Here is a 22,392-nt window from a genome sequence, read left to right on the forward strand (position 1 = left end):
GCTCGATCGTCTGAAAAACCTGCGTCACCAGGCATTTCAGGGCGTGTCGCGGCGCTCACCCTGGATCAGCGCGAGCACGTCGGAGCCGAACTTCTGCAACTTCGACGCCCCGATCCCGGAGATACTCACCAGTGCGGTCTCGTCCAACGGCCGCTGCTCCGCGATCGCGGTCAGCGTCGCGTCGGTGAACACCACGTAGGTGGGGACCTTCAGCTGCCGGGCGCGTTCGCTGCGCCACGCCTTCAGCTGCGACAGCAGGTCTTCGTCCACATCGGACGGACAGTCTGCGCAGCGGCCGAGCTTGATGTCCATCGTGCCCGCCAGCGTGGCATTGCAAATGCGGCAACGCGGCTTCGCGGACTTCGCCGGTCGCGACAGGAGCTCGCGCTGCTTGACCTTGTTGGGCAGCGCCGCCGGGTGCTCGTCCGGCACCAGGCTGTACAGGAAGCGGCTGCGTCGCCGGTAACGGCGCCCACCCGCGCGCGCCAGCGCCCACGACAGGTAGAGGTGCTCGCGGGCGCGGGTGACCCCGACGTAGAGCAGGCGGCGTTCCTCCTCGACGCGGGCGTCGGTGTCGGCGTGCTGGATGGGCAACGTGCCTTCGACCAGCCCCACCAGGAAAACCGCGTCCCACTCGAGGCCCTTGGCGGCGTGCAGCGAGGCGAGTGTGACGCCTTCGACGGTCGGCGGGTGCTGGGACTCGGCTCGCGCGTCCAGCTCCGCGACGTAACGGGACAGGCCCGCGTCGGGCACCGTCGTGGCGAGCTCCTCCGCGAGCTCCACCAGCGCGATCAACAACTCCCACCGCTCGCGCGCGGCACCACCGGCAGGCGGCTCGTCGGTCAGCCCGACCTCGCGCAGCACCGAGCGGACCGTCGCGGGCAGGTCCTCCTCTTCGGCGCCGTGCGCGACTGCGGCGCGCAGCGTGACCATGGCCTGCCGCACCTCCGCGCGCGCGAAGAACCGCTCACCACCACGCACCTGGTAGGGGATCTCGGCGTCGGAGAGCGCCTTCTCGTAGACCTCCGACTGCGCGTTGACCCGGAACAGCACCGCGATCTCCGACAACGCAACACCCCGCTTGGCCAGCTGCGCGATCTTGCGGGCGATCGCCTCGGCCTCGTCGGTCTCGTCGTCGTACTCGGCGAAATCCGGGCGCGGCCCGTCCGGGCGCTGCCCGACCAGCTTCAGCCGCGTACCGGCCGGCCGCTCCCGCGCGGCGCCGATGACTTGGTTGGCCAGGCCCACCACCTGTGGTGTGGACCGGTAGTCCCGCTCCAGGCGCACCACGGTCGCTTCCGGGTACTTGCGCGGGAAGCCGATCAACCACTTCGGCGAGGCACCCGCGAACGAGTAGATCGTCTGGTTCGCGTCACCCACCACCGTGAGGTCGTCGCGGTTGCCCACCCAGGAGTCGAGCACCCGCTGCTGCAGCGGGTTGACGTCCTGGTACTCGTCCACGACGAACGACCGGTACCGGCTGCGGAACTCCTCGGTGATCTCCCGCTGGTCCTCCAGGATCGCCACGATGTGCAGCAGCAGGTCGTCGAAGTCCAGCACCTGCGCCCGGTTCTTCAGCTGCTCGTAGGCCGCGAACGCCTTGCTGAGCTGCTCCGGCAGCACCGGCACGTCCCGCCCGGCGGCGGCCGCGGCGGCCGGGTACTGCTCGGGGCCGACCAGCGACGACTTGGCCCATTCGATCTCGCCGGCCAAGTCGCGGACGTCCTCCCGCTCGGTGGACAGGCCGAGCTTGTTCGCGGCCTGCATGACCAGCCGGAACTTGTTGTCCGTCAGCTGCCACATCTGGGTCTCGTGCACCCGCGGCCAGAAGTAGCGCAGCTGCCGGAAGGCCGCCGCGTGGAAGGTCTGCGCCTGCACCCCCGCCGCGCCGAGCGCGCGCAACCGGGTGCGCATCTCCCCCGCCGCCCGGGCCGTGAAGGTCACCGCCAGCACCTGGTTCGGGGCGACGAGCCCGCGCTGCACGAGGAAGGCGATGCGATGGGTGATCGTGCGGGTCTTGCCGGTGCCCGCACCCGCCAGCACGCACACGGGGCCGCGTGGTGCGATGACCGCCTGCCGCTGCTCCGGATCCAACCCTTCCAGAAGTCGCGGCTGCTCGGTCATGCCCGGCATCTTCGCAGACCGCCTCCCCCGACCGGGGCCACACCCCAGCACCCTGCACCGCGTGCCGGAGACCTCCAACGAGTGATTCGCACGCACATTCGAACGATGATCACGCCCGCTAGCAGGCAGTATGCCGAATATGCACTACCGTGACCACATGAAATGGCAGGTTGAAGCCCTACCAGAGGTCCTGGAGTGGATGGAGTCGCTGGACGAGGAGGCCAGAGATGGGGAGGGATCTGCCATGACAATCCCTTGGGACGAGGTCCGGGAGCGACTTGGGATCACCCCGCAACGGCAAGAGTGCGGCCGCCGAATCACCGAGGCTTACGGCACCGGGTACCGGTTGGCCGAGGTGCGGAAGAAAGCGCAGGTCACCCAGGTTGAGCTGGCCCGTCGAATGGGGATCGGCCAGCCACGGGTGAGCGCCATCGAACGCTGCGACATCGAGACGCTGACCCTGGTCACCGTGCGCTCCTACGTCGAGGCGCTCGGCGGGAGTTTGCAGATCGTGGCGAGTCTGGGCGACACCGGCATCAGGCTGCGGGTGCCCGAAACCGCGGCATAGAAATCCTCACCGCCGTGCGCGGATGCCGTCGGAGGGCTGGCCGGGGAGGCGCCCCGACCAGCCCTTCCACGTCAGTCGTTCCAGGTGGCCCAGCCCTTGATCATGCGGTAGGCGATGGACACCCCGGGCGGGAGCCGCAGGCCGTCGACCGCTCCGCCCGCCGACTCCAGGGCCGCCCGGACCGTGTCGCGGTGCACCCAGCGGGCGTCCTCGATCTCGCCGTCGGCCGGCGTAAGCGGCGCGGACCGGTCCGCGATCGCGGCGAAGCCCAGCATCAGCGACCGCGGGAACGGCCACGGCTGGCTGCCGAGGTAGCGGACGTCCGAGACCGCGACGCCCACCTCCTCCGCGATTTCGCGCGAGACGCAGGCTTCCAGCGACTCGCCGGCCTCGACGAACCCGGCCAGCACCGAGTACCGCTCCGGCGGCCAGATCGGCTGGCGGGCCAGCAGCACATGGTCCGCACCATCGTGCACCAGGCAGATCACGGCCGGATCGGTGCGCGGGTACTCCTCGCGGTCGCAACCCGTGCAACGCCGCGCCCAACCGGCGCGGACCCGCGTGGTCGCCGCCCCGCACACCGCGCAGTAGCGGGCGCTGTCGTGCCAGCCGAGGAGGCCGACCGCGGTGGTGAACAACCCGGCGTCGGTGTCGTTGAGCAGACCACCGCCGGTGCGCAGGTCCCGCCAGTCGTCCTGGGAACCGTCGTGCTCGCTGCGCAGCGCCCAGTAGCTGATCTCGCCCTCAGCGCCGAGCAGGACCGCATTCGGGGCCGGACGTTCGCCGAAGTCACTCGCGGGGTGCACCACCAGCCGCGAATCCGGGCCGATCCGGGTGCGTCCCTTGGCGTCCACCAGCACGACCTGACCGGTCGACCACAGCTCCGCCCCGCCGTCCGGGGTCTCCCGCAGCGTCTCCCGGCGATCCACAGTGGACCTGGACAGCAGGGGCGCGGAGTCCAGCTGGAAACCCGCCCCGGCGACCACGTCGGAAATCATTTGCCCGCCTCACCGTCCAACCACGTCATGGCAACACCACACCCCCGAGCAGTCGAAGCTGGTCGGCGAGCTTGTCCGCGTCGCCGACGACAACGCCGGTGAACGCGGTCGGGGTGAAGCGCCGCGCCGCCTCGCCCACCTGCTCGACCGTGATCGCCCGCAACCGCTCGGGGTGCGCGAGCAGCCAGTCCTGCCCCAGGCCCGCCGCGGCCAGCGCGACGAGCGTGGACGCCATCCCCGACTGCGAAGCGGTCGAGGTGAGCAGGCTCCCGATGGCGTACTGCCGGGCCGACTCGACCTCCGATTCGGTCGGTGGCACCAGCGCCAACCTGGCCAGCTCGTACCGGGTCTCCAGCAGCGCGGCCGCGGTTACCTCACTGGCGGTGTCGGCGTCGACGAGGACCGTGCCGTTGCCCCGGGTGAACTCGAACGACGAGTGCGCGCCGTAGGTGTAGCCCTTGTCCTCGCGGATGTTCTCCACCAGCCGTGAGGAGAAGTAGCCGCCGAAGACCAGGTTCGCGATCTGCAGAGCCGGGTACTGCGGGTCGGTGCGCGGCAACGCCTGGGCTGAGAACCGCAGCTGCGACTGCACCGCGCCGGGCCGGTGCACCAGCCGGACGTCGCCGCCGCGAACCGCCGGCAGCGACGGGAGTTCGCGCGCGGTGTCCTCAGACTGCCAGCCCGCCAGGTTGCGCTCGACGGCAGCCACCGCCTGGTCCGGGTCGATGTCGCCGACCATCGCCAGCACCGAGCCCCGCGGCAACACTGCTTCGCGGTGCAGCGTGCGGACCTCCTCGACGCTGACCTCGGCGACGTCCTCGGCCTGCGGCACCTCGCGGACGAACGGGTGGTCGCCGTAGCGGTGCCGCTGCAGCTCCTCCCGCGCGATCACCCGCGGCTGCGAGCGCGCGACGGCGATCCGCTCGACCAGCCGGGCGCGCTCCCCCTCGACCTCCGTATCGCGGTACACCGCGCCGGTCAGCGCGTCCGCGAGCACGTCGAGCAGGGTGTCCAAGCCGGTGGCCAGCGCGTCGCCGGTGATGCTGAGCCGCTCCGGATCGACGGTCGCGTGCAGGTCGCCGCCCACCGCTGCCAGGTCCGTGTCCACCTGCACGCGGTTGCGGCGCTCGGTGCCGGTCAACAGCGCCTCGGCCAGCAACTCGGCGCGGGCCGGGTGCTTCTGTTCCGCACCGGCGAACGGGATCCGCAGCCGCAGCTCGACCATCGGGACCACGCCGTGCCGGACGGCGATCACCCGCAGCCCGTTGTCCAGCACGGTGTCCACGGCGGCCGGTGCGCGGCCGATGCGGGGCTCGCCGAGCGGCGGCAGCGACCGCGGGCCGAGCTCGGTGCGGCCGATCTCCTCGGCACTCCGGTGCGTTGCGCGGGTCATGCCGCACCTCCTGTCGCGTTCTCGTCGCCTGCGGGTTCGATCTCCAGCACCGCGCGCGCATCGGGCCGCAGCGCCTTCGCCGCCGACGCGACACCCTCCGCGCTGACCTTGCCGATCAGCTTCGGCAGATCGGAGATCAGCTCGGCGCGACCGTGCAGCAGCTCGGCGCTGCCCAGGTCGAGGGTCCGGGTGACCACCCGGTCGTGCTCCCGGTACAGGCTGGCAGCCCAGCGTGCCGTGACGCGGGACAACTCGTCCGCGCTCGGGCCATCGGTGGCCAGCTTCTCCAGCTCCTCGTCGATCGCGCCGACCACTCGGTCGAGCTCGACCTCCGGGGTGTGGATGGCGGTGACGGTGAACGTGTCCGGGTCGCGGGCGTCCAGCGGGGCTCCCATCAGGCCGCAGCCGGCGTGCACGTCCACCACGAGAGTGTCCTGGTAGACCAGACGCTGCTGCAGGCGGGAGGCGTCGCCGTCGGACAAGATCGCCGCGAGAACCACGTTCGCCAGGTAGGCATCGAGTTCGGAGACCGGGTCGGGCAGGCGGTGGCCCAGCGCGACGGCGGGCAGTGGCGCGTGCGGGTCGGCGTGCTTGCCGCGCAGCTCGCCGGCGGGGAACGGCTCGGCGAAGGACGGCCGCGGCGGGACGTCGCGCGCCGGCACGTCGCCGAAGTGCTTGTTGACCAGGTCGATGGTCTGCTCGACGTCGATGTCACCGACGATGGTCAGCACCGCGTTGCCCGGCGCGTAGAAGGTGTCGAAGAACGCGGCGCAGTCGTCGACGGTCGCCTGTTCCAGGTCGGTGAAGTCGCCGTAGCCGTTGTGTGCGTTGGCGAAGGTCGAGTAGAGCACCGGCGGCAGCAGGATCCACGGGAACCCGCCGTAGGGGCGGTTGAGGACGTTGAGGCGGATCTCCTCCTTCACCACGTCCACCTGGTTGCGCAGGTTCTCCTCGGTGATCTTCGGCGCCCGCATCCGGTCCGCTTCGAGGAACAACGCCCGCTCCAGCGCCGCCGACGGCAGCACCTGGTAGTAGTCGGTGTAGTCCTGGTGCGTCGAACCGTTGAACGTGCCACCGGAGCCCTGCACGTGCCGGAAGTGCGCGAGTTTCTCCAGGCTCTCGCTGCCTTGGAACATCAAATGCTCGAAGAGGTGCGCGAAACCGGTGCGCCCCTCCGGTTCCGAGCGGAAGCCCACGTCGTAGTGCACGCTGACACCGACCACAGGGGCCTGCCCTGACGATGCTCGGCCCGCTGCCGAGTCCGGTGCCAACACCACGCGCAGCCCATTGGGCAAGGTAACGCGATGCAGCTGGGGTTCGACCATGCCATGCAGCCTACGTGCGGACTGTCAAGCCGTGCGTGCCCCCTTCGCCACTCTTCGGCGTGTCGTGATGACTGCGCGTGGGCACCGGACGACCACTTCTAAAACAGCATGCTCACGGGTTCTCGCGAGGCCTGGCAGCGCGGTCAGCGGACCTGGGCGATGAGGGAATCGATCTCGGCACCGATCGTGCGCGCATCGGCCGGCAGCAGCGCGAAGACCTGCTCACCGCTGCTGCCTCGCTCGACCCGGTTCAGATAGCGGCCGTCGGGCTCGGGGTTGTCGAACCACGACACCACCTGGGAACGCTTCCGGCGGCCGTACTGGTCGCGCACGTTCGCCGCGATCTGGCCGATGCGCTGGTGCGGGGACTGCCCGATCTCCTCGTAGAGCTTCACCTGCTGATCCCCGCTGCTGCCGCGCGTCGGGGTGGCGGACTGCATCACGCTCATCTGGTCGAAGTCCGCCGGCGGCGCCTGCACCAGCGAACTCTGCGGGACGCGCACCGGCCCGCGACTGCCCGGCTTGGTGGGCGGCAGCGTCGCCAGCAGCACCTGCGGCAGCGGGGCGTTCTCGTGGACCTCGACGGTCAGCATGCCGCCGCGCCGCGGATCCTCGCTCGGTGTCTGCACGCCGAGCACAACCCGGTTGCCCTCGGTGAACACCGCGAGCGCCCGCCAGCAGTGGTCGGTGCCGACCTGCGGGAACCACAGCGAGTCGACCCACAGGTACGGGTTGGCCAGCGTCTTGAGCGCGGTGACCAGCGGCGGCGCGACCTCGTCGTTGATCACGACTCCGGCGGCGTCCATCCGGTCCAGCTCACCGATCGCGATCTGGCTGAACTGATCGGCGGTGTACCCGAAAGAACGGCTGCTCAACGGCAGGGTCAAACCGTCGATCTTCAGGTACTTGAGCACGATGTCCAAGTGCACCGGCTGAAGCTGCCACCGCCCCAACACGCCCACTGTTGTTTCTCCCCTTGTGAGTTCGCCCGCTGCAAGCGTGACCGACCGGTGGTGCCGAAGCCGGCGCCACCGGTCAGCACCGGATCATTCGCCGAGCACCGGCGGGGCGGTCTTCGGCATGTCGTTCATCCAGATGTCGTCCTGCTCCTCGAGCCAGGACGGGCGCTCGTGCTCCTCGTCCTCGCCGCCCTTGCCGCGCTGGCCGGCACCACCCATGCCGCCCATCGCGCCCCGTCCGGCACCGGCACCTCGAGCACCTGCACCGCCGGCCGCACCGGCACCGAGTCCGCCGACACCCGCACGGCCACCACCGGCCATGCCACCGGCACCGGCACCCAGACCGCCGGCCATGCCACCGACCATCCCGGCACCACCGGCGCCGCCGCCGGGGAGACCACCACCGGCACCACCGCCGGGGAGCCCGGTTCCGCCACCGCCGGGGAGCCCGGGCTGATCGGCCCACTGGCTACCGGTTCCGGAAGGCGTGGTGTAGCCGCCTCCGGGGATACGGCTACCAAGATTGTTGGGGTCGTACGCCCCGACGGGGAGCCCGTCGTCGGGAATGCCACCGCCGGGAATACCACCGACGGGAATACCGGTACCGATGCCACCGCCGGGAAGCTTCCCCGTCCCGCCGCCCGGAATCCCGCCGCCCGGAATCCCGCTGCCGGATCCACCACCGGGCTTGCCGGGACCTCCACCGCCCCATTCCGTGGGGGGCGGCGGCGGCACCGGCGGCGGCTCCTTGGTGTTGCCGTCCGGCCCCTTGTACTGCGGCATCTTCGCGTCGACCTGGGTGAGCGTGGGGCTGTAGACGCGCGCCATCGTCTCCTGCGCGGCCTTCTCCGCCTGCTCCTGCTCCTCCATCTGGCTGAGCGCGTTGATGCCACCGCCGGCGATACCGAACGGAATCGAAGCGGAAGCGGCCTCACCCCAGCTGAAGCCCTGGGGCTTCTCGACCATCTTGCTGGCCTGACCGGCGGCCTCACCCGCGGCGTGCAGGTTGTTCCCGGTCATCTCGAAGGCATCGGCGCTGGCCTTCATCCAGTCGGAAGCGGGCTTGCCGACCTCACGAGCGTTGCTCGCGGCCTCGCCTTCCCAGCCCCCGTCGACGATGTTGGCAAGGTCAGTGGCGTAGTTCTCGCCCCGCTCGCGAAGGCCCGTGGCGAGCTTCTTCCACGCCTCGGCGACCTCACCGACCTTGCCCTGGTCGATCGACTCCTGGTTGGTCTGGTAGATCTGCCCGTGGCTGAAGCCAGACCAGTTGAGGCACTGCGTGATAGCCGGCGAGTCGTAACTCGTGACGTTGAGGCCGGAGTTCTGCTGCGCCAGCTGGTTCTGCTGCTGCTGGGCGACCCGGCTGGCCTCTTCGCCGTGCTTCTTCCGGTCTTCCTCAGCAGCGCTCTCCCAGCCGAAGACCCGGGAACCCGCGTTGTCGAGGGTACTGAGAAGTCCCATCACTCCCCCTGTCTCGTCACTCCGGCAGCCGAGAAGCCGTTTGATCGACAATCGTCTTCAGTTCGCCACACGGATCGGCCACAGAGTCGCGCATCGCGCCGGTGAGCTGGTAAATAGCGATTCCGCCGCCTGCGGAAACCACGTAGTTGCAGATGCCCTGTCCTGTCGCCCCAGCGACAAGCATCTCCGCGCCCTCGCGACCGGCAACCGTTGTGGCCGCGTACTTGTCGAAGCCGCCACCCTGGCCGAGGCTCTGCACGGTCTCGTCCGCGTTCTTCTGAAGGCCGAGAGTGAACTTCTCGCCCTTCCAGGAGCAGCCCGGCTGGAAGCTAACTTGGGTGAACTCCTCGGCCTTCGTCGAAAGACCGAACGAGGTCAGCTCGTCGGGCTTGAAAAACGTGCACGGATCAAAACCCGCCAGCCCCGCCCCCGACGATGCCGAGGTCGGTGCGGACGACGTCTCCTCACTACCCCCAGGACTCTTACCGCCACCTGCGCATGCAGCAAGCCCGAACAGGGCCAGACCAGCGGCCGCTGCGATCAGGGATCGGGAAAACGTACTCACTGAATACCTCGCCTCAGGTCGTCGGCGTTCTGCTCGTCGGTGGCACGGTAGTCCTTGGCTGCACCCCGGAACGCGTCCGCCTGCTTCTTCAGTTCTTCCTGCATGTCACGAATCAGCTCAAGAGCGCCGGCTTGACCGCCTGTCGCCTTCTCCTGGAAACGCTGCGCCAATTGCTGGCCGTCGGGGTAGTTCCCCAGTCCCTTGAGGGTCCTCAGAGCAGCCGCGTTCTGGAGGAGCACGCCAAGCGCGTCGATCTCCTCTTCGCAGCGCTTGGCGGCCTTGTCGGCCGCGTCGGGATCAAGCGACAGCTTGCCTGAGCCGACCTGCTGGTTGATCCACTGCGTGCGGCCGCTGATCGCCTTCAGCCCTTCCTTGGCTGCGGCGAACCCACTTGCGTCTGCGCTTGTCATCCCAGACCCCTCTGGACTCTGCGATCTCCCCCGGAAACGATGAACACTTTAACCTGACGCAGGGGCGTCCGTAACGGTTCCCAGCAAACGCGAAGCGCTTCCAACGTCACTTGTTCTTCAGCGCAGGCCACGGAGGCGTCGCCATCCGACATCGAGTGGTCACAGATAGCGATCGCGCAAGGTGCGGGAACTTTGGCTGGCGTCAGCTCCGCAGACCTCCTGCCGCCTCGATCACTTCGGCAACCGTGAAGCCGTCTGGTTGGCGACCTTCTTTGCCTCACCACAAGCGTCTACGGAGTCACGCATCCGACCATCGATCATGTAGAGGGCAACGCCGCCAGCTGCATCAACAAGCACGGTGCACCCTCCTTGCCCGGCGGCACCTGACTCAACCGCAACTGCCGCCGACCGACCATCGAGAGGCTTCTTCTGGTAACTGTCCCAGCTACCACTCTTCTCGTAAGACGCCACGGTCTCGTCCGAGTTCTTAAGCAGCGAGAGAGTCATCTTCCCGCCTTTCCATTTGCAGCCGGGTTCAAAGCTGACCACGGTGCCGTCTTCGGACTGTGTCGAGACGCCGAACGAGGTGAGCTCGTCGGGCTTGAAGAACGTGCACGGATCAAAACCCGCCAGCCCGGCGCCCGCCGAAGACGAGGTCGGCGCCGAAGACGTCTCCTCACCACCGCGGGCGCTCGGACTGCCACCCGCGCATGCGGCGAGCCCGAACAAGGCCACACCGGCAGCCGTTGCGATCAGGGACCGGGAGAACGTACCCAATGAATGCCTCATCTCAGGTCGTCGGCTTCTACTCGTGCGACGTTGCGATCATGTCAGGTCGTCTTGGACCCGTTTCGCGGCCTTATCGCAGGTCGAAGCGGCCCTCTTTGACGCTGCCTAAGAACTCCCGCCAGCGGGGTTCTTGCACCTCGAAGTGGCCTCCTGCCAGGTTCTTCGAGTCTCGGACCGCCGCCGTTCCTGGCAGCAGTGCCACTTCGACGCAGTTCACCGACGCGCCGCTCCGGCTGCTCTTTCGCCACACCAGGTCAGTCATTGCGCAAACCCTTCGCGATCGACTTGATCAGCTTCAGCGACTCTGATCCGTCGAGGGACAAGCCTCGTAGCTCCTTGCACACGTCTAGATACTCGCAGGTTTCTTCCTTCCTCGTAAGGAAAATCCCACCCTTCCGGTTCTCCAGGTAGACGTATGGATCGAGGGTCGCGAACTCGTACGCCGCGAAGGGACCTTCGAGACCCGTGTACGCGCCTGCGTCGACCGGAATGACCCAGATGCCAACTTTGGGCAGGTCAGCACAGCTGATCAGGTGTTGGAGCTGAGCGCGCATGACCTCAGCACCACCAATGCGCCGCCGTAGCGCCATCTCGTCGATGATGAAGTTCGCCTCGGGACCGTTCGGCCTGGTAAAGAGCGCCTGTCGGCCGATTCGCGTCGAGACGCGGCGCTCCACCTCGCTCTCCGGCCTGTCCAATGTGGAGATCATCTGCCGGGCGTAGCCGGCCGTTTGCAGTAGCCCCGGGACGAGAGATACACCGAAGTCGGTGATCTTGGTGGCTTCGCTCTCCAAGACCATGATGTTGGCGAGCTGGTCCGCGAACTCGTCGCTGGGCGGCAGGTGGGCAACGTCCCCGTGGATGTCGCGAGCCTTATGCACGAGGCGTTCTCGCAGCTCGCCGGTCGCTCCGTAGATCGCGCACAGCGCCTTCACGTCGTCGACGCTCGGCCTGCGCGCACCTGTCTCGGTGCGGCTCACCCATGCCGCGCTCGTCCCCAGCTTCGTCGCCACCGTTCGAGTGGAAAGCCGATTCAGTTCTCGAAGCCTTTTCAGCTCGGCACCGAGCCCCACATGAAACACCCGACGCTCATGAAACATATTTTAACCTCTAATGTCCCCGGTTCTACCGTTTCATGTTTCACGCTGTTTCGCGTGTCGCGAAACAGATTCAAACTCGTTGAAGCACCGAAACAACCCTAGCTTCCTGGGATATCGGATTGCGTGTAGTCACATCAGGAAGGACTCAATGGGATGGTTTTTGATGTGTTTCGGCGGGATCGGAAGGATGTTTTCTGGATTGTCGGCGCCGGGTTCCGGATTCGGCATGCCATGGACACCTTGCCCGGCGCCGTTTATGCCGGAGCTTGGGTGCCCGCCTTGTGCGAGACGTGGCTGAAGATCCCAACCGCCACGCCCTACGGGCGGGAGCCCGCATCGACGTCGATCACCGAGCGCTGCCCCGAATGTGCCGAGAAGGTCTCGCGGGACGAGCACCACGAGCACGTCTGGGACTACTGAAGGGGATCGACATGTGGTGGCTCGGGTGGGCAGCGTGCTGCGCTGCGGGCGGAATGCCGTTCTGGAGGCGTTTTTCGTCGTCGGGCTGGTGCGCGACTGCTCCGGGCAGCATGCGGGAAGCGGTCGGGGCAGTCTCATCGTCGCTTAGGTCGTGGCCGCCGTCGAGCGGGCGCGGTGTGCCGAGTACGTCGGTCGGCACCGGTTGCGCGAGTGGGTCAGCGCTTGACGGTCTCGTTCAGCTTTCCGACCAGCGCCGGGAAACTCCGCCGGAAGTTCTGCAGGTTCGGGGTTTCGGCCGGGCTTCCGTACCAGTACAGGCCCGGCGTTTCGTCAGCTCCCGGGTCCAGTTCCGCGAATTCCGCCAGCCAGCGGTCCGTTTCGCCCAGCACCACCGCGTACGGCAATGAACGGGAGAACACCGTCTCGCGGTCCGGCGCCGGCAGGGAGCTCGCCGAGACGTCGTGCAGGTAGCCGCGCAAGCCGCGCACCTGCACCACGAGCGCGCTGCCGCGGCGCGTTCGGGCGGGCATCAGGCGTGCGCTGAACATCATCGCGATGCCGCCGATCACCACCCCGATCCCGAGCAGCGCTGCTGAGGTCGTCAGCGCCAGTACCGCCGTCAGCGCCGCGCCACCGATGATGACGCCGAGCCCCGTCCACCAGAACCGGTTCCGGTCGGCGTCCGGCCGCCGCGCGAACCACTGCTTGTCAACGACATCCGCGTACAGCGCCGTTCGGACCGGGTTGGCGTCCAGGTCGCGGAGTTGGGACAGCTGCACCTCCGCGGCTTCGCCGACGAGCAGGTCGTAGACCGCTCGCTCGAACGGCCGCAGCGACTCGTCCGCCGGGTTGAGCGGCACGATTCGCCAGTCCTGCTCGGGGAGTTCCTCGATCCACAGGTAGTTGCGGACCGCCAGGTCGATGATCGTCGCGGTGATGTCGACCGGGTCGACCCGCTCGTCGATGACCGTGCCGATCTGGCCGGGCAGCACGCCGTCCGGGGAGGCGAACGTGATCGCGCCCCGTGAGTCGGTCATCAGCAACTCGACCTGGCCCGCGTCCTCGGCGAACGCTTGCACGTCGCGGCCGCGGGCATACCAGACGAGCCCGAGGCCGCCGATCAGCAGCAGGCCGATCCCGGCCAGGCCTGCGGCCGTCGCCGGCGTCAGTGAGAACGCCCGCGCCAGGCTGAAGTACTCCTCGGTCACCGCGTTCGCCGGCACGGTGCCGGCCGGGACCTTGAAGGCGATGTCCATCCGGTCGCCGGGCTTCAGCCCGTACGTCAGCGCGTGCATCGACTGGGTGTGGGTGATCTCGAACTGGGCGCAGCGGTCCTCGCTGCCCAGCGGGCCGGCCAGGCACATGATCTCCTGCGGCACCTTCGGCGACAGCAGCGACACCTCGACGCGGTCCACCGGCACGTTCCAGCCGCCGGACACCTGCCAGCGGACGGCTTGCAGATCACCGGCGTCGGCCACGGCGCCGCGGACCGAGTACTTCAGCGTGGAGACCCCCGGCTGCAGCGTCAGGTGCACGTTGTCGGAGTCCACCTGAACCGCGCCGCCGCCGTCCACCACCGCATCGGAGACGGTGAACACGCGGTCCGCGCCGGGCCCTGCGGACTGCCGCAGCGGCATCGTGCGTTCCACCTGCTGGCCTGGGGGAACGTTGATCTGCTCGGTGACCGATACCTGGCCGTCGCGCTCCAGCTTCAGGTGCACGCTGCTGGAAACCGCGCCGGGCAGCGCATCGACCGGCTGCTCCTGCGCCGCGGCTGTGCCAGGCGCGCCCAACAGCATTCCGGCCAGTGCGACGGCCAGTCCCCATTTGGTCAACACGGCACGAACGATAGCGGCCCATCGCTAAGCTCTGGTCCGCAACGGTGGGATTGATGTGAGGAAGCCGGGGGTAAATGACTGCTCCGTGGCGGCCCGCTGAACCTGGACCGATCGTCCACACTCGACACTCCGCGAGGAAGACCGCATGACGCAGCCGCCCAGGCCACCGCGCGGCCCACAGCAGCCGCCCCGCCAGCCCTGGCCGCCGCAGCAACCTCGCGGCCCGCAACAACCGCCGAACCCCCAGCCGCCACACGGCCCGCAGCCGCCCCCGCCCCTCCGACCGCAGCCGCCGAACCCCCAGCCGCCACACGGCCCGCAGCCGCCCCCGCCCCTCCGACCGCAGCCGCCGAACCCCCAGCCGCCACACGGCCCGCAGCCGCCCCCGCCCCTCCGACCGCAGCCGCCGAACCCCCAGCCGCCACACGGCCCGCAGCCGCCCCCGCCCCTCCGACCGCAGCCGCCGAACCCCCAGCCGCCACACGGCCCGCAGCCGCCCCCGCCCCTCCGACCGCAGCCGCCACGCGGCGCGCAGCAGCCGCCTCGGCCGCCACAACGCGGTCCGTTACCGCCGCCCAACCATGCCGCTGCCCAGACCGCAACGGCAGATGCCGCCACCGATGCCGCACCTGCACTCACCGAAACGCAAGAGCAACACCGGCGTCGTCGTCGCGCTGGTGCTGGTCGGCGTGGGATTGTTCGGCATCGGCACCATCGGCGCGATGGCCGCCTCGATCACCTCGAACCGCGCTTCGGACTACAGCTCCACGAGCAGCCGGACCACCACGACGGGTTCCAGCGAGACCTCCAGCAGCAAGAGCACTAGCAGCGAGGACGCGACGACCACGGAGACAAGCAGCTACGACGACGGTGCCAAACCGGTGGCAGAGCTGGGCGACAACCCGGTCAACATCCCGGGCAACGGCGCGATGAACACCCCGTGCAACCTGCCCCGCTTCAACACCGATGCCGCTTCGCAGGACCGCTTCTACCAGGCCGCGCTGCCCTGCCTGATGGAGGCGTGGACCCCGGCCCTGGAGAACGCGAAACTGCCTGCCCGGATGCCAACCGTGATCACCACCGGAGAGAACATCGAAACCCCCTGCGGAACGCGGCGCTGGAACCAGACCGCGATGTACTGCCCGGGCAACCACACGATCTACATGACCGCGCGCTACTACGCCCAGATGGAGAAGCGCACCAAGGCCGGGGCGTACCTCGGCCAGTTCGCGCACGAGTTCGGCCACGCGCTGCAGGGCATGACCGGGATCAACAGCGCCTACGGCGACGCCTCCTACGACGCGGGCGGCAGCTCCACCGCGGCGGGGTTGGAGCTGACCCGCCGTTCGGAGCTGCAGGCGACCTGCTTCGAAGGGATGACGCTGGCCGCGCTGCAGAACGGCGGCATCAGCAACGACTACATCTTCCCCGCGCTGGAGGACTCGTCCGGCCGCGGCGACGAGCACAGCGACGTGCCCGATCACGGCAGCATGGCGACCAACGCAGCCTGGGTCGAGCAGGGGTTCCGCAAGAACCGGATCACGGAGTGCAACACCTGGCTGGCGGCATCATCCGATGTCGACTGACGTTTCCGCTCAGCGACGGCGGAGCATCAGGCCGTAGCCCCCGCCGGCGACGGCGGCGAGGGTCAGCAGGACCCAATTGGCGCGCTGCGTCTGGGCTTTCAGGTCGGAGTCGGATCCCGCGGGGCGGACCACGAAGTCCTGGACCGGGTCGGCAGGCACCAGCACCGGCAGCTGTTGGCCGCGGGCGTGGCCGCAGCCGTCGAACGGTGCTTGCCGCGTCACGCCGTCGACCCGGACCTCGACGAGATCCCGCGCCGAGTCCGCGCCGCACGGCCGGGACTCGACGACGGTCGCCGTCGCCGCGCGCATCGCAGTCCGGTCCTCGCCGGCCGCAGTCACCAGTGGCCACAACGTCACGGCAGTCACCGCGATGCCCAGCAATCCCAGGACAAGCAGGATCGGCGCCACCGACGCCGAACCTCGTTGCCTTCCCACGACACCGATATTGGCAGAAGCCGGCCGGCGGCAGCAGGGTCACTCCCCGCAGCATCCGAAACACCGTCGGTGATACGGCTTCCGGGCGTTCACAAGTGGTTTGCCGGCCTCAGGCGTCCGCGGGCGTGACCTTCTTGACGTAGAGCAGCCGGTCGCCTTCCTCGATCGCGTCGGCCTCCGGCGCGTCCACCCGGTACAGCTGACCGTCGCGCACCACGCCGAGCACGATGTCCGAGAGGTGCCGCGGCGAGCCGCCGATCTCCTGGGGCTCGACCTCCCGCTCGGCGATCGCCAGACCGGCGTCCGGGGTCAGCAGGTCCTCGAACATCTCCACCACGGACGGCGTCGAGGTCGCCATGCCCAGCAGGCGGCCCGCCGTCTCGCTGGACACCACCACCGAATCCGCGCCGGACTGGCGCAGCAGGTGGACGTTCTCGGCTTCCCGCACCGCCGCGACGATCTGCGCCTTCGGGGCGAGCTCCCGCGCGGTCAGGGTGACCAGCACGGCCGTGTCGTCGCGGGCAGGTGCCACCACGATCGCCCGCGCGCGCGGCACGCCCGCCACCCGCAGCACGTCCGAGCGGGTGCCGGAACCGTTGACGGTGACCAGGCCTTGCGCGGAGGCTGTTTCGAGCGCGCGCTGGTCGGTGTCGACGACCACGATGCGACCGGACTCGGCACCGTCGCCGAGCAGCGCGGTGACGGCCGAACGGCCCTTGGTTCCGTATCCGATGACGACCACGTGGTCGCGCACCTTGGACCTCCAGAGTTGGATCTTGAAAGCCTGCCGGGAGCGCTCGGTGAGCACTTCCAGTGTGGTACCGACCAGCACGATCAGGAACAGCACCCGCAGCGGGGTGATGACCAGCACGTTCACCAGTCGCGCCTGCGGGGTGACCGGGGTGATGTCGCCGTAGCCCGTGGTGGACAGCGACACCGTGGCGTAGTAGACCGCGTCCAGCAGGTCCAGCTCGCCGCCCGCGGAGTCCCGGTAGCCGTGCCTGCCGATGAACACGATAAACACCGTGGCGGCCAGCGCGAGCATCGCGCCGATGATCCGGCGGATGATGGACCGGACCGGGCTGGTCGTGCTGCCCGGCATCCGGATCACGCCCACGAGCGCGTGGTCGGGTCGCTTGGTCAGCTCCTCCTCGTCGGAGCGCCCGCGGATGAAGGGGTGCGCCAACTGCTTCGGACTGCGCCGCATCATGGCCCCACCGGCCGCGCCGCCGCGCAGGACGACCCGCGCACGTTCTTTCCACTCACGGCGGAGAACAGTAACCGTTGCCCGGGCGTCCGATGCGATGCGGCACCCGTGGTTTCGACGACGACATCTCCTGCAGGCCGGAAGACCTTGTCTGGACATCGCGGCGCGGCGGCATACCATGCAGCGGTGCAGCAACTTCAGCACGCGGCTCGTGCCCTGGGGTGGGACGGTCAGTTGATCCCGGACGTCGAGGTCCTCGGTGCGCGCTTCGCCGCCGTGGCCCGGATCCGGCGCGACGTCCACGAGTGGCGCAGCCACCACGGCTGGGGGCCGGAGCTCAACCCGACCTGGTTCCGCTCCTGGTCCGAGCCCTGCATGCACGATCACGTGCCGGTGGCCGCGGTCGACCTGCTCGGGATCCTGGTGCCTGTGTCGCGCGCCCGCCACGCCTTGCACGCGTGCGGGACGCTGCTGACGCTGGCCCCCTGCGCCGTCGTGCTGCCTCCGGGCACCGCGTACAAGCCGTTGCGGATGCTGGAGCTGGACTACTACGGCGTCGGTGTGGTCAACGCCGGCTTCGAGGGGCCGGCCGAGCTGGTGGTCGCGCCGGAGGACCGGACCGCGGAGTTCGGGTCGTCCATGTTCGGCCGCTGGTTGCTCGAAGTCCTGTACTCGCGGATCCTCGAACTCCCCCGACTCGCGGAGAACGCCTGACGCCCCGCAGCTCGGGACGTCAGGCAAGCGGCGTCAGCCACTTTCTCTTTCTCCATACACGAAACAGCCACCGCGACACGCAACGTCGTACGTCGCAAGTCGCCGCAAGCGGCGAAGCCGCTTGGCCCACCCTCTCAACCTGCACCGCTGCGGGTTCTCAGAGGCCGTGCCCGCCCCGCCCGAAGGGCTCTCGGCGAGGCCAGCCCCCGGCGTGGCGTATTGGACATACATGAGTCGGGGATTCCGGAGTCGAGGCGGCCTCTGAGGTTCCGCTACCCGCACCGCCACGCAAGACGGGCCTGGAAACGGTCCCTCAGGCGAGGACGTACTCGTGCCAGTTGAGGTTCTCCGGGTTCCAGCGCATGCCGCGGCTCTCCTTGAGCGCGCGCAGGGCCTGCATCGTGTGCGGCCAGCGGCGGATCACGTTCGCCAGCGCGACCGGGGTCATCAGGTCGGCGGTGCGCCGGTGATCACCGGGGCCGAGCAGCGCGATGCCGCCGGGCGTGGAGATGATGTCGGTCAGCGGGGCCTGGCCGGACAGCGCGGCCTGCTCGACGCTGAGGATGCTTTGCGGCTGCAGTTCGGTCGGCCAGCTGTTGCGGTCGATGTCGGCGGCGACCGGCTGTTCGCAGCTGCCGCACCGGCACTGGACCTCGCTTGCCCAGCCGTGCTGCTTCCACGACCACACCGCGGCACCGCCGGTGTCCAGATCGGACAGCGCGGCAACGTGCGGCCAGGCCCCGACGACGGCGCTGAGCGCCGTCCTCTTCGACGGTCTCGGGTTCCGGCCCGGCCCGTCGAAGGACCAGGTGCCTTCGTCGTCGCGGTGCACCCGCACCAGCGGGGCGCGCATCGCCAGGACGTCGGTGTCGACGTTCACTTCGGATTCCGGTGGCGTCTTTAGCTTCCAGTCCATGTTCATCGCGGGCATAGTCGGCCGCCGCGAACCGCGATCTCAAGCTCCGCCACCCGAACGTGTAGTCATGCCGATGCGGCAGGTGATCCCGACGACGCCGCCAATTCCGCTGGTCAAGGTCCGTGAGTGTTTTTGGGTGCCATAGCACCGAAAAGTACTCACGGGCCCTGACCAGGCCAAACCGTCACCGCGCGGCGGGGACCGAGGTGATGAGGTTCCGGAGGCCGTCGGCATCGAGGAGGTCGGCCGGGCGGAGCGTGTAGTCGTGGCGGACGTAGTGGAACGCCGCGCGGACCTTCGACAGCGGCGTTCCGGACAGTTCCGCCCAGGCCAGCCGGTACGCGGCGAGCTGCACCGACAGCGCCGGGACCTGGTCGCCTCCCGGCACCGCGCCGGTCTTCCAGTCGAGGACCGTCCAGCCTCCGTCGGCGTCGGCGAACACCGCGTCCATCCGGCCGCGCAGCACCACGCCCTCGACCTGTGTCTCGAACGGCACCTCGACGCGGTGCGGCGTGCGGTCGGCCCAGGATCCGGCGAGGAACGCCCGCTGCAGCTCGGCCAGGTCCTCGTGCACCGGCGCGGATTCGTCGGCTGCGCCGGGCAGTTCGTCGAAGTCCAGCAGCGCGGTCGAGGTGAACCGGTGCTCCAGCCAGGCGTGGAACGCGGTGCCGCGGCGGGTCATCGGGTTCGGCGGGAACGGCAGCGGTCGGCGCAGCCGCCGGGCGAGGCTGTCGGAATCACCGGCGAGTTCGACGAGTTGGCTCACCGACAGGTGGTCCGGCAGCCGCACCTGCTCCCGCCGCTGCGCCGCCGCCGCGCGCTCGGCCAGCAGCACGTCAACGTCCCGCGACCACCCGTCCTCGTCGTCCTCCGGCTCCGCATCATCCACAGTGGACATCACGGCCCGCACGAGCCCCGCGCCTTCGGCCACCGCCGCGCGGCGCGGACCCAGCGGGTCCACCGGCCACTCCGCGCACCGCATGGCATCGGCGAGCGGGTTCGTCGCGTCCTCGTCGGGTTCCGGCGTCCACAGGTCGATGTCCCCGGTCCCGGACCCGCGGAGCACCTCGGCCAGCTGCCGCAGGAAGCCCGACGGCCCCTTGGGCCGGTCGCCGTTCTCGCCCCACCAGTGCCCGGACAACAGCAACGTCCGCTCCGAGCGCGTCACCGCGACGTAGAGCAGCCGCCGCTCCTCGGCGAGCCGGCGCTCCTCGAACTCCTCGTCGTGGATCCCGAGCGCCTCGGTGAGTTCCTTGCGGTCAAGCCCGGACAGCCGGTCGACGTCGAGCCGGGGCAGGTCTTCGGCGTCGCCGCGCAGTTCGGCGGGCAGTTCGGTGACCGAGCGCAGCCACGACGAGGACTTCCGCTTGCCGGGGAAGACGTCGTTGACGAGGTGCGGCACGGCGACGACCTGCCACTCCAGGCCCTTGGCCGCGTGCACGGTGAGCACTTGGACGCGGTCCTCGGCGACCTCGACCTCGCCTGGTTCCAGGCCGTCTTCGGCGCGTTCGGCCGCTTCCAGGTAGTCCAGCAGCGCGGGCAGCGTGGCCGACGGGCTCGCGGTGGCGAAGGCGGTGACCGCGTCGGCGAACGCGTCAAGGTGGATCCTCCCCGCGCCGACCGGCCGCGCCATGCTCTCGATGTCCAGCAGCAACGTCCGCTCGACGTCCGCGACGAGTTCCGGCAGCGGCTGGTCGAGGCGGCGCCGCAAGGTGGCGAGCTCGCGTCCCAGGCGTCGGATGCGCCGGTAGCCGTCGCCGGAATAGCGCTGCGCATCGCCGGGATCGTCAAGCGCGTCCACCAGCCCGGCCTGCTCAGCGTTCTCGCCCGGCAGCGCCGCGGTGACCACAGCAGAGGGATCGGCGGTCTCCGGTGTCCCGAAGGCCTGCGCGCCGAGCTCCCGCGCGCGATCCCACAGCGCCGCGATGTCGGCCGCCCCGAGGCGCCAGCGCGAGCCGGTGAGCAGCCGCATCGCTGCCGTCCCGGCGAGCGGGTCCACCAGCAGCCGCAGTGCGCTGACCAGGTCGCGCACCTCGGGCTCGTCGAGCAGCCCGCCGAGCCCGACGACCTCGACCGGCAGACCGCGTTCCCGCAGCGCCGCCGCGATGTCGGTCATGTCGGCACGGCGGCGCACCAGCACCGCCGCGGTCGGCGGCCGTCCCGTCTCGTCCAGCGTCGCCTGCCACTGCGCGGTGACCTGGTCGGCGACCCAGTCGCGTTCGGCCCGCACGTGTTCGCTCAGCGCCAGCCGGATATCGCCGGCCTCGGCGCCGTCCCTGGCGCGCAGCTCGTCGACTTCCAGGCCGGTTTCGCGCAGCGGCCCCGAAACCGCGTTGGCGACGTGCAGGACTTCCGCCGGGTTGCGGAAGCTCGTCAGCAGCCCGTACCGGTGCGCCGGAGTCTCTCGGCCTTCCTCGATGCGCGGGAAGTCGGTGGTGAAGCGCGGGAGGTTCGCCGCGCTCGCGCCGCGCCAGCCGTAGATGGCCTGTGCCGGGTCGCCGACCGCGGTGACCGGCAGCGGGCGCTCGCGCCCGAACAGCGAGCGCAGCAGAACCCGTTGCGCGTGGCCGGTGTCCTGGTACTCGTCCAGCAGCACCGCGCCGTACCGGGCGCGTTCGCCGTCGACGACTTCCGGGTGTTCGGCGGCCAGCAGCGCGGCCAGCGACATCTGGTCGGCGAAGTCCATCGCGCCTTCGCGCCGCTTGCGCTGCGCGTACTCCTCGACCAGCGGCATCAGAGCGAACCGCAAGCGTTGCGCGACAACGACTTTCACCAGGTCCTGCGGAAGGTTCGCGCGCTGCCCCTTGGCCCGCGGCGCGTTCTCGACCGCGTGGCAGAGCTTTTCGGCGTGCGTGCGCAGGTCGTCCGGGCTCACCAGGTGTTCGGCGAGCTCGCCGGCCAGCGACAGCAGGTAACCGGTCACAGTGGACGGAACCTTGTCGGTGTCGATGTCCTCGGTCCAGGTCGCGACCACGTTGTGCGCGAGCTGCCAGGACGCCGTCTCGCTCAGCAGTCGCGCGCCCGGCTCGACCGGTACCCGCAGCCCGTGCTCGCCGACGAGCCGCCCCGCGTAGGCGTGGTAGGTCAGCACCGTGGGCTCCTCGGTCAGCACCGCGGAGCGCAGCTGCCCGCTGGGATCGACCTCGTCGAGCAGCCCGGACCCGGCGAGCCGGCGCAGCCGGGCGCGTACCCGGTCGGCGAGCTGCCGCGCGGCCTTGCGGGTGAACGTCAGGCCGAGGATGCGCTCCGGCGTCACCAGCTGGTTGGCGACCAGCCAGACCACGCGGGCGGCCATCGTCTCCGTCTTCCCAGCGCCCGCACCCGCCACGACCAGCGCCGGTTCGGCGGGCGCGGCGATCACGGCGGCCTGCTCGGGGGTCGGCGGGTGCAGCCCGAGCGCCTGCGCGATCCGATGTGGACTGATTTCCGTTCTACCAGCGGCGGTAGCCACTTTCGGCGTGGCACTCAGCTCGCACCGCCGCGGGTTCTCAGCGGTCGCCTCGGGAGGACAGCCTCGACGTGGTGAAGTGGCATTCATGAGGCGAGGATCCCGGACCGAGGCGGCGTCCGAGGTTCCGCTACCC

Annotated in this window: 21 protein-coding genes; 5 read left to right on the plus strand and 16 right to left on the minus strand. The window is 69.6% G+C overall.

The window, feature by feature from the left end; genetic code table 11:
• Window positions 1-36: 36 nt before the first annotated feature.
• Window positions 37-2,124 (minus strand): ATP-dependent DNA helicase UvrD2, encoded by a 2,088-nt coding sequence (locus DL519_RS25035; RefSeq protein ID WP_190818401.1) that lies wholly within the window; start codon window positions 2,122-2,124, stop codon window positions 37-39.
• Between the two features lie 157 nt (window positions 2,125-2,281).
• Between DL519_RS25035 and DL519_RS25040 the strand changes: the two genes are divergently transcribed.
• Complete coding sequence (locus DL519_RS25040; RefSeq protein WP_223839518.1) at window positions 2,282-2,692, plus strand: XRE family transcriptional regulator; 411 nt, start codon at window positions 2,282-2,284, stop codon at window positions 2,690-2,692.
• A gap of 71 nt (window positions 2,693-2,763) precedes the next feature.
• Here DL519_RS25040 and nudC read toward each other — a convergent pair whose 3' ends face one another.
• From nudC to DL519_RS25090, 10 genes are all read right to left on the minus strand, one after another.
• The gene (gene nudC, locus DL519_RS25045) at window positions 2,764-3,690 is read right to left on the minus strand and encodes an NAD(+) diphosphatase (protein ID WP_190818402.1); all 927 of its coding nucleotides are present in this window, start codon (window positions 3,688-3,690) and stop codon (window positions 2,764-2,766) included.
• Window positions 3,691-3,715: 25 nt separating this feature from the next.
• Window positions 3,716-5,083, minus strand: coding sequence for a M16 family metallopeptidase (locus DL519_RS25050; RefSeq protein ID WP_190818404.1), 1,368 nt, complete (start codon window positions 5,081-5,083; stop codon window positions 3,716-3,718).
• Window positions 5,080-6,408: a M16 family metallopeptidase gene (locus tag DL519_RS25055; RefSeq protein WP_190818405.1), complete on the minus strand. Its 1,329-nt coding sequence runs from the start codon at window positions 6,406-6,408 to the stop codon at window positions 5,080-5,082. The genes DL519_RS25050 and DL519_RS25055 overlap by 4 nt, the downstream gene beginning before the upstream one ends.
• A 143-nt stretch (window positions 6,409-6,551) precedes the next feature.
• Window positions 6,552-7,337, minus strand: a complete 786-nt coding sequence (locus DL519_RS25060) for an ESX secretion-associated protein EspG (RefSeq protein WP_223839519.1) — start codon at window positions 7,335-7,337, stop codon at window positions 6,552-6,554.
• 117 nt (window positions 7,338-7,454) lie between these two features.
• Window positions 7,455-8,828 carry a PPE domain-containing protein gene (locus DL519_RS25065; protein WP_190818407.1) on the minus strand — a complete coding sequence of 458 codons (1,374 nt, stop codon included), beginning with the start codon at window positions 8,826-8,828 and terminating at the stop codon, window positions 7,455-7,457.
• A gap of 16 nt (window positions 8,829-8,844) precedes the next feature.
• Window positions 8,845-9,393, minus strand: coding sequence for a DUF3558 family protein (locus DL519_RS25070; protein WP_190818408.1), 549 nt, complete (start codon window positions 9,391-9,393; stop codon window positions 8,845-8,847).
• Window positions 9,390-9,803, minus strand: a complete 414-nt coding sequence (locus DL519_RS25075; protein ID WP_190818409.1) for a hypothetical protein — start codon at window positions 9,801-9,803, stop codon at window positions 9,390-9,392. The genes DL519_RS25070 and DL519_RS25075 overlap by 4 nt, the downstream gene beginning before the upstream one ends.
• A 231-nt stretch (window positions 9,804-10,034) precedes the next feature.
• On the minus strand, window positions 10,035-10,580 hold the full coding sequence (locus tag DL519_RS25080) for a DUF3558 family protein (protein ID WP_190818411.1): 546 nt from the start codon (window positions 10,578-10,580) through the stop codon (window positions 10,035-10,037).
• 82 nt (window positions 10,581-10,662) lie between these two features.
• The gene (locus tag DL519_RS25085; protein ID WP_190818413.1) at window positions 10,663-10,854 is read right to left on the minus strand and encodes a DUF397 domain-containing protein; all 192 of its coding nucleotides are present in this window, start codon (window positions 10,852-10,854) and stop codon (window positions 10,663-10,665) included.
• Complete coding sequence (locus tag DL519_RS25090; RefSeq protein ID WP_190818415.1) at window positions 10,847-11,665, minus strand: helix-turn-helix domain-containing protein; 819 nt, start codon at window positions 11,663-11,665, stop codon at window positions 10,847-10,849. The genes DL519_RS25085 and DL519_RS25090 overlap by 8 nt, the downstream gene beginning before the upstream one ends.
• 258 nt (window positions 11,666-11,923) lie before the next feature.
• Here DL519_RS25090 and DL519_RS25095 point away from each other — a divergent pair, with 258 nt between their 5' ends.
• Window positions 11,924-12,112 carry a hypothetical protein gene (locus tag DL519_RS25095; protein ID WP_223839520.1) on the plus strand — a complete coding sequence of 63 codons (189 nt, stop codon included), beginning with the start codon at window positions 11,924-11,926 and terminating at the stop codon, window positions 12,110-12,112.
• Window positions 12,113-12,125: 13 nt separating this feature from the next.
• Window positions 12,126-12,260 (plus strand): hypothetical protein, encoded by a 135-nt coding sequence (locus DL519_RS48980; RefSeq protein ID WP_263399712.1) that lies wholly within the window; start codon window positions 12,126-12,128, stop codon window positions 12,258-12,260.
• 67 nt (window positions 12,261-12,327) lie between these two features.
• Here the strand turns inward: DL519_RS48980 and DL519_RS25100 are convergent, their stop codons facing one another.
• Complete coding sequence (locus tag DL519_RS25100; protein ID WP_190818420.1) at window positions 12,328-13,950, minus strand: DUF2207 domain-containing protein; 1,623 nt, start codon at window positions 13,948-13,950, stop codon at window positions 12,328-12,330.
• A gap of 620 nt (window positions 13,951-14,570) precedes the next feature.
• Between DL519_RS25100 and DL519_RS25105 the strand changes: the two genes are divergently transcribed.
• Window positions 14,571-15,536 carry a neutral zinc metallopeptidase gene (locus DL519_RS25105; RefSeq protein WP_223839521.1) on the plus strand — a complete coding sequence of 322 codons (966 nt, stop codon included), beginning with the start codon at window positions 14,571-14,573 and terminating at the stop codon, window positions 15,534-15,536.
• A 9-nt stretch (window positions 15,537-15,545) separates the two neighbouring features.
• Here DL519_RS25105 and DL519_RS25110 read toward each other — a convergent pair whose 3' ends face one another.
• Together DL519_RS25110 and DL519_RS25115 are read right to left on the minus strand one after the other, a co-directional pair.
• Entirely contained in the window at window positions 15,546-15,944 is a 399-nt protein-coding gene (locus DL519_RS25110) for a hypothetical protein (RefSeq protein WP_223839523.1), read from the minus strand.
• A 136-nt stretch (window positions 15,945-16,080) separates the two neighbouring features.
• Window positions 16,081-17,073, minus strand: coding sequence for a potassium channel family protein (locus tag DL519_RS25115; protein ID WP_223840348.1), 993 nt, complete (start codon window positions 17,071-17,073; stop codon window positions 16,081-16,083).
• 291 nt (window positions 17,074-17,364) lie between these two features.
• On the opposite strand from DL519_RS25115, the gene DL519_RS25120 reads away from it, so the two are divergent.
• Entirely contained in the window at window positions 17,365-17,892 is a 528-nt protein-coding gene (locus tag DL519_RS25120) for a hypothetical protein (protein WP_190818426.1), read from the plus strand.
• A 313-nt stretch (window positions 17,893-18,205) separates the two neighbouring features.
• Here the strand turns inward: DL519_RS25120 and DL519_RS25125 are convergent, their stop codons facing one another.
• Window positions 18,206-18,808, minus strand: coding sequence for a hypothetical protein (locus DL519_RS25125; protein ID WP_223839525.1), 603 nt, complete (start codon window positions 18,806-18,808; stop codon window positions 18,206-18,208).
• A 184-nt stretch (window positions 18,809-18,992) separates the two neighbouring features.
• Window positions 18,993-22,259: an ATP-dependent helicase gene (locus DL519_RS25130; RefSeq protein WP_223839527.1), complete on the minus strand. Its 3,267-nt coding sequence runs from the start codon at window positions 22,257-22,259 to the stop codon at window positions 18,993-18,995.
• Window positions 22,260-22,392 lie beyond the last annotated feature (133 nt).

The organism is Saccharopolyspora pogona (genome assembly GCF_014697215.1).
Taxonomy (GTDB): Bacteria; Actinomycetota; Actinomycetes; order Mycobacteriales; family Pseudonocardiaceae; genus Saccharopolyspora; species Saccharopolyspora hattusasensis.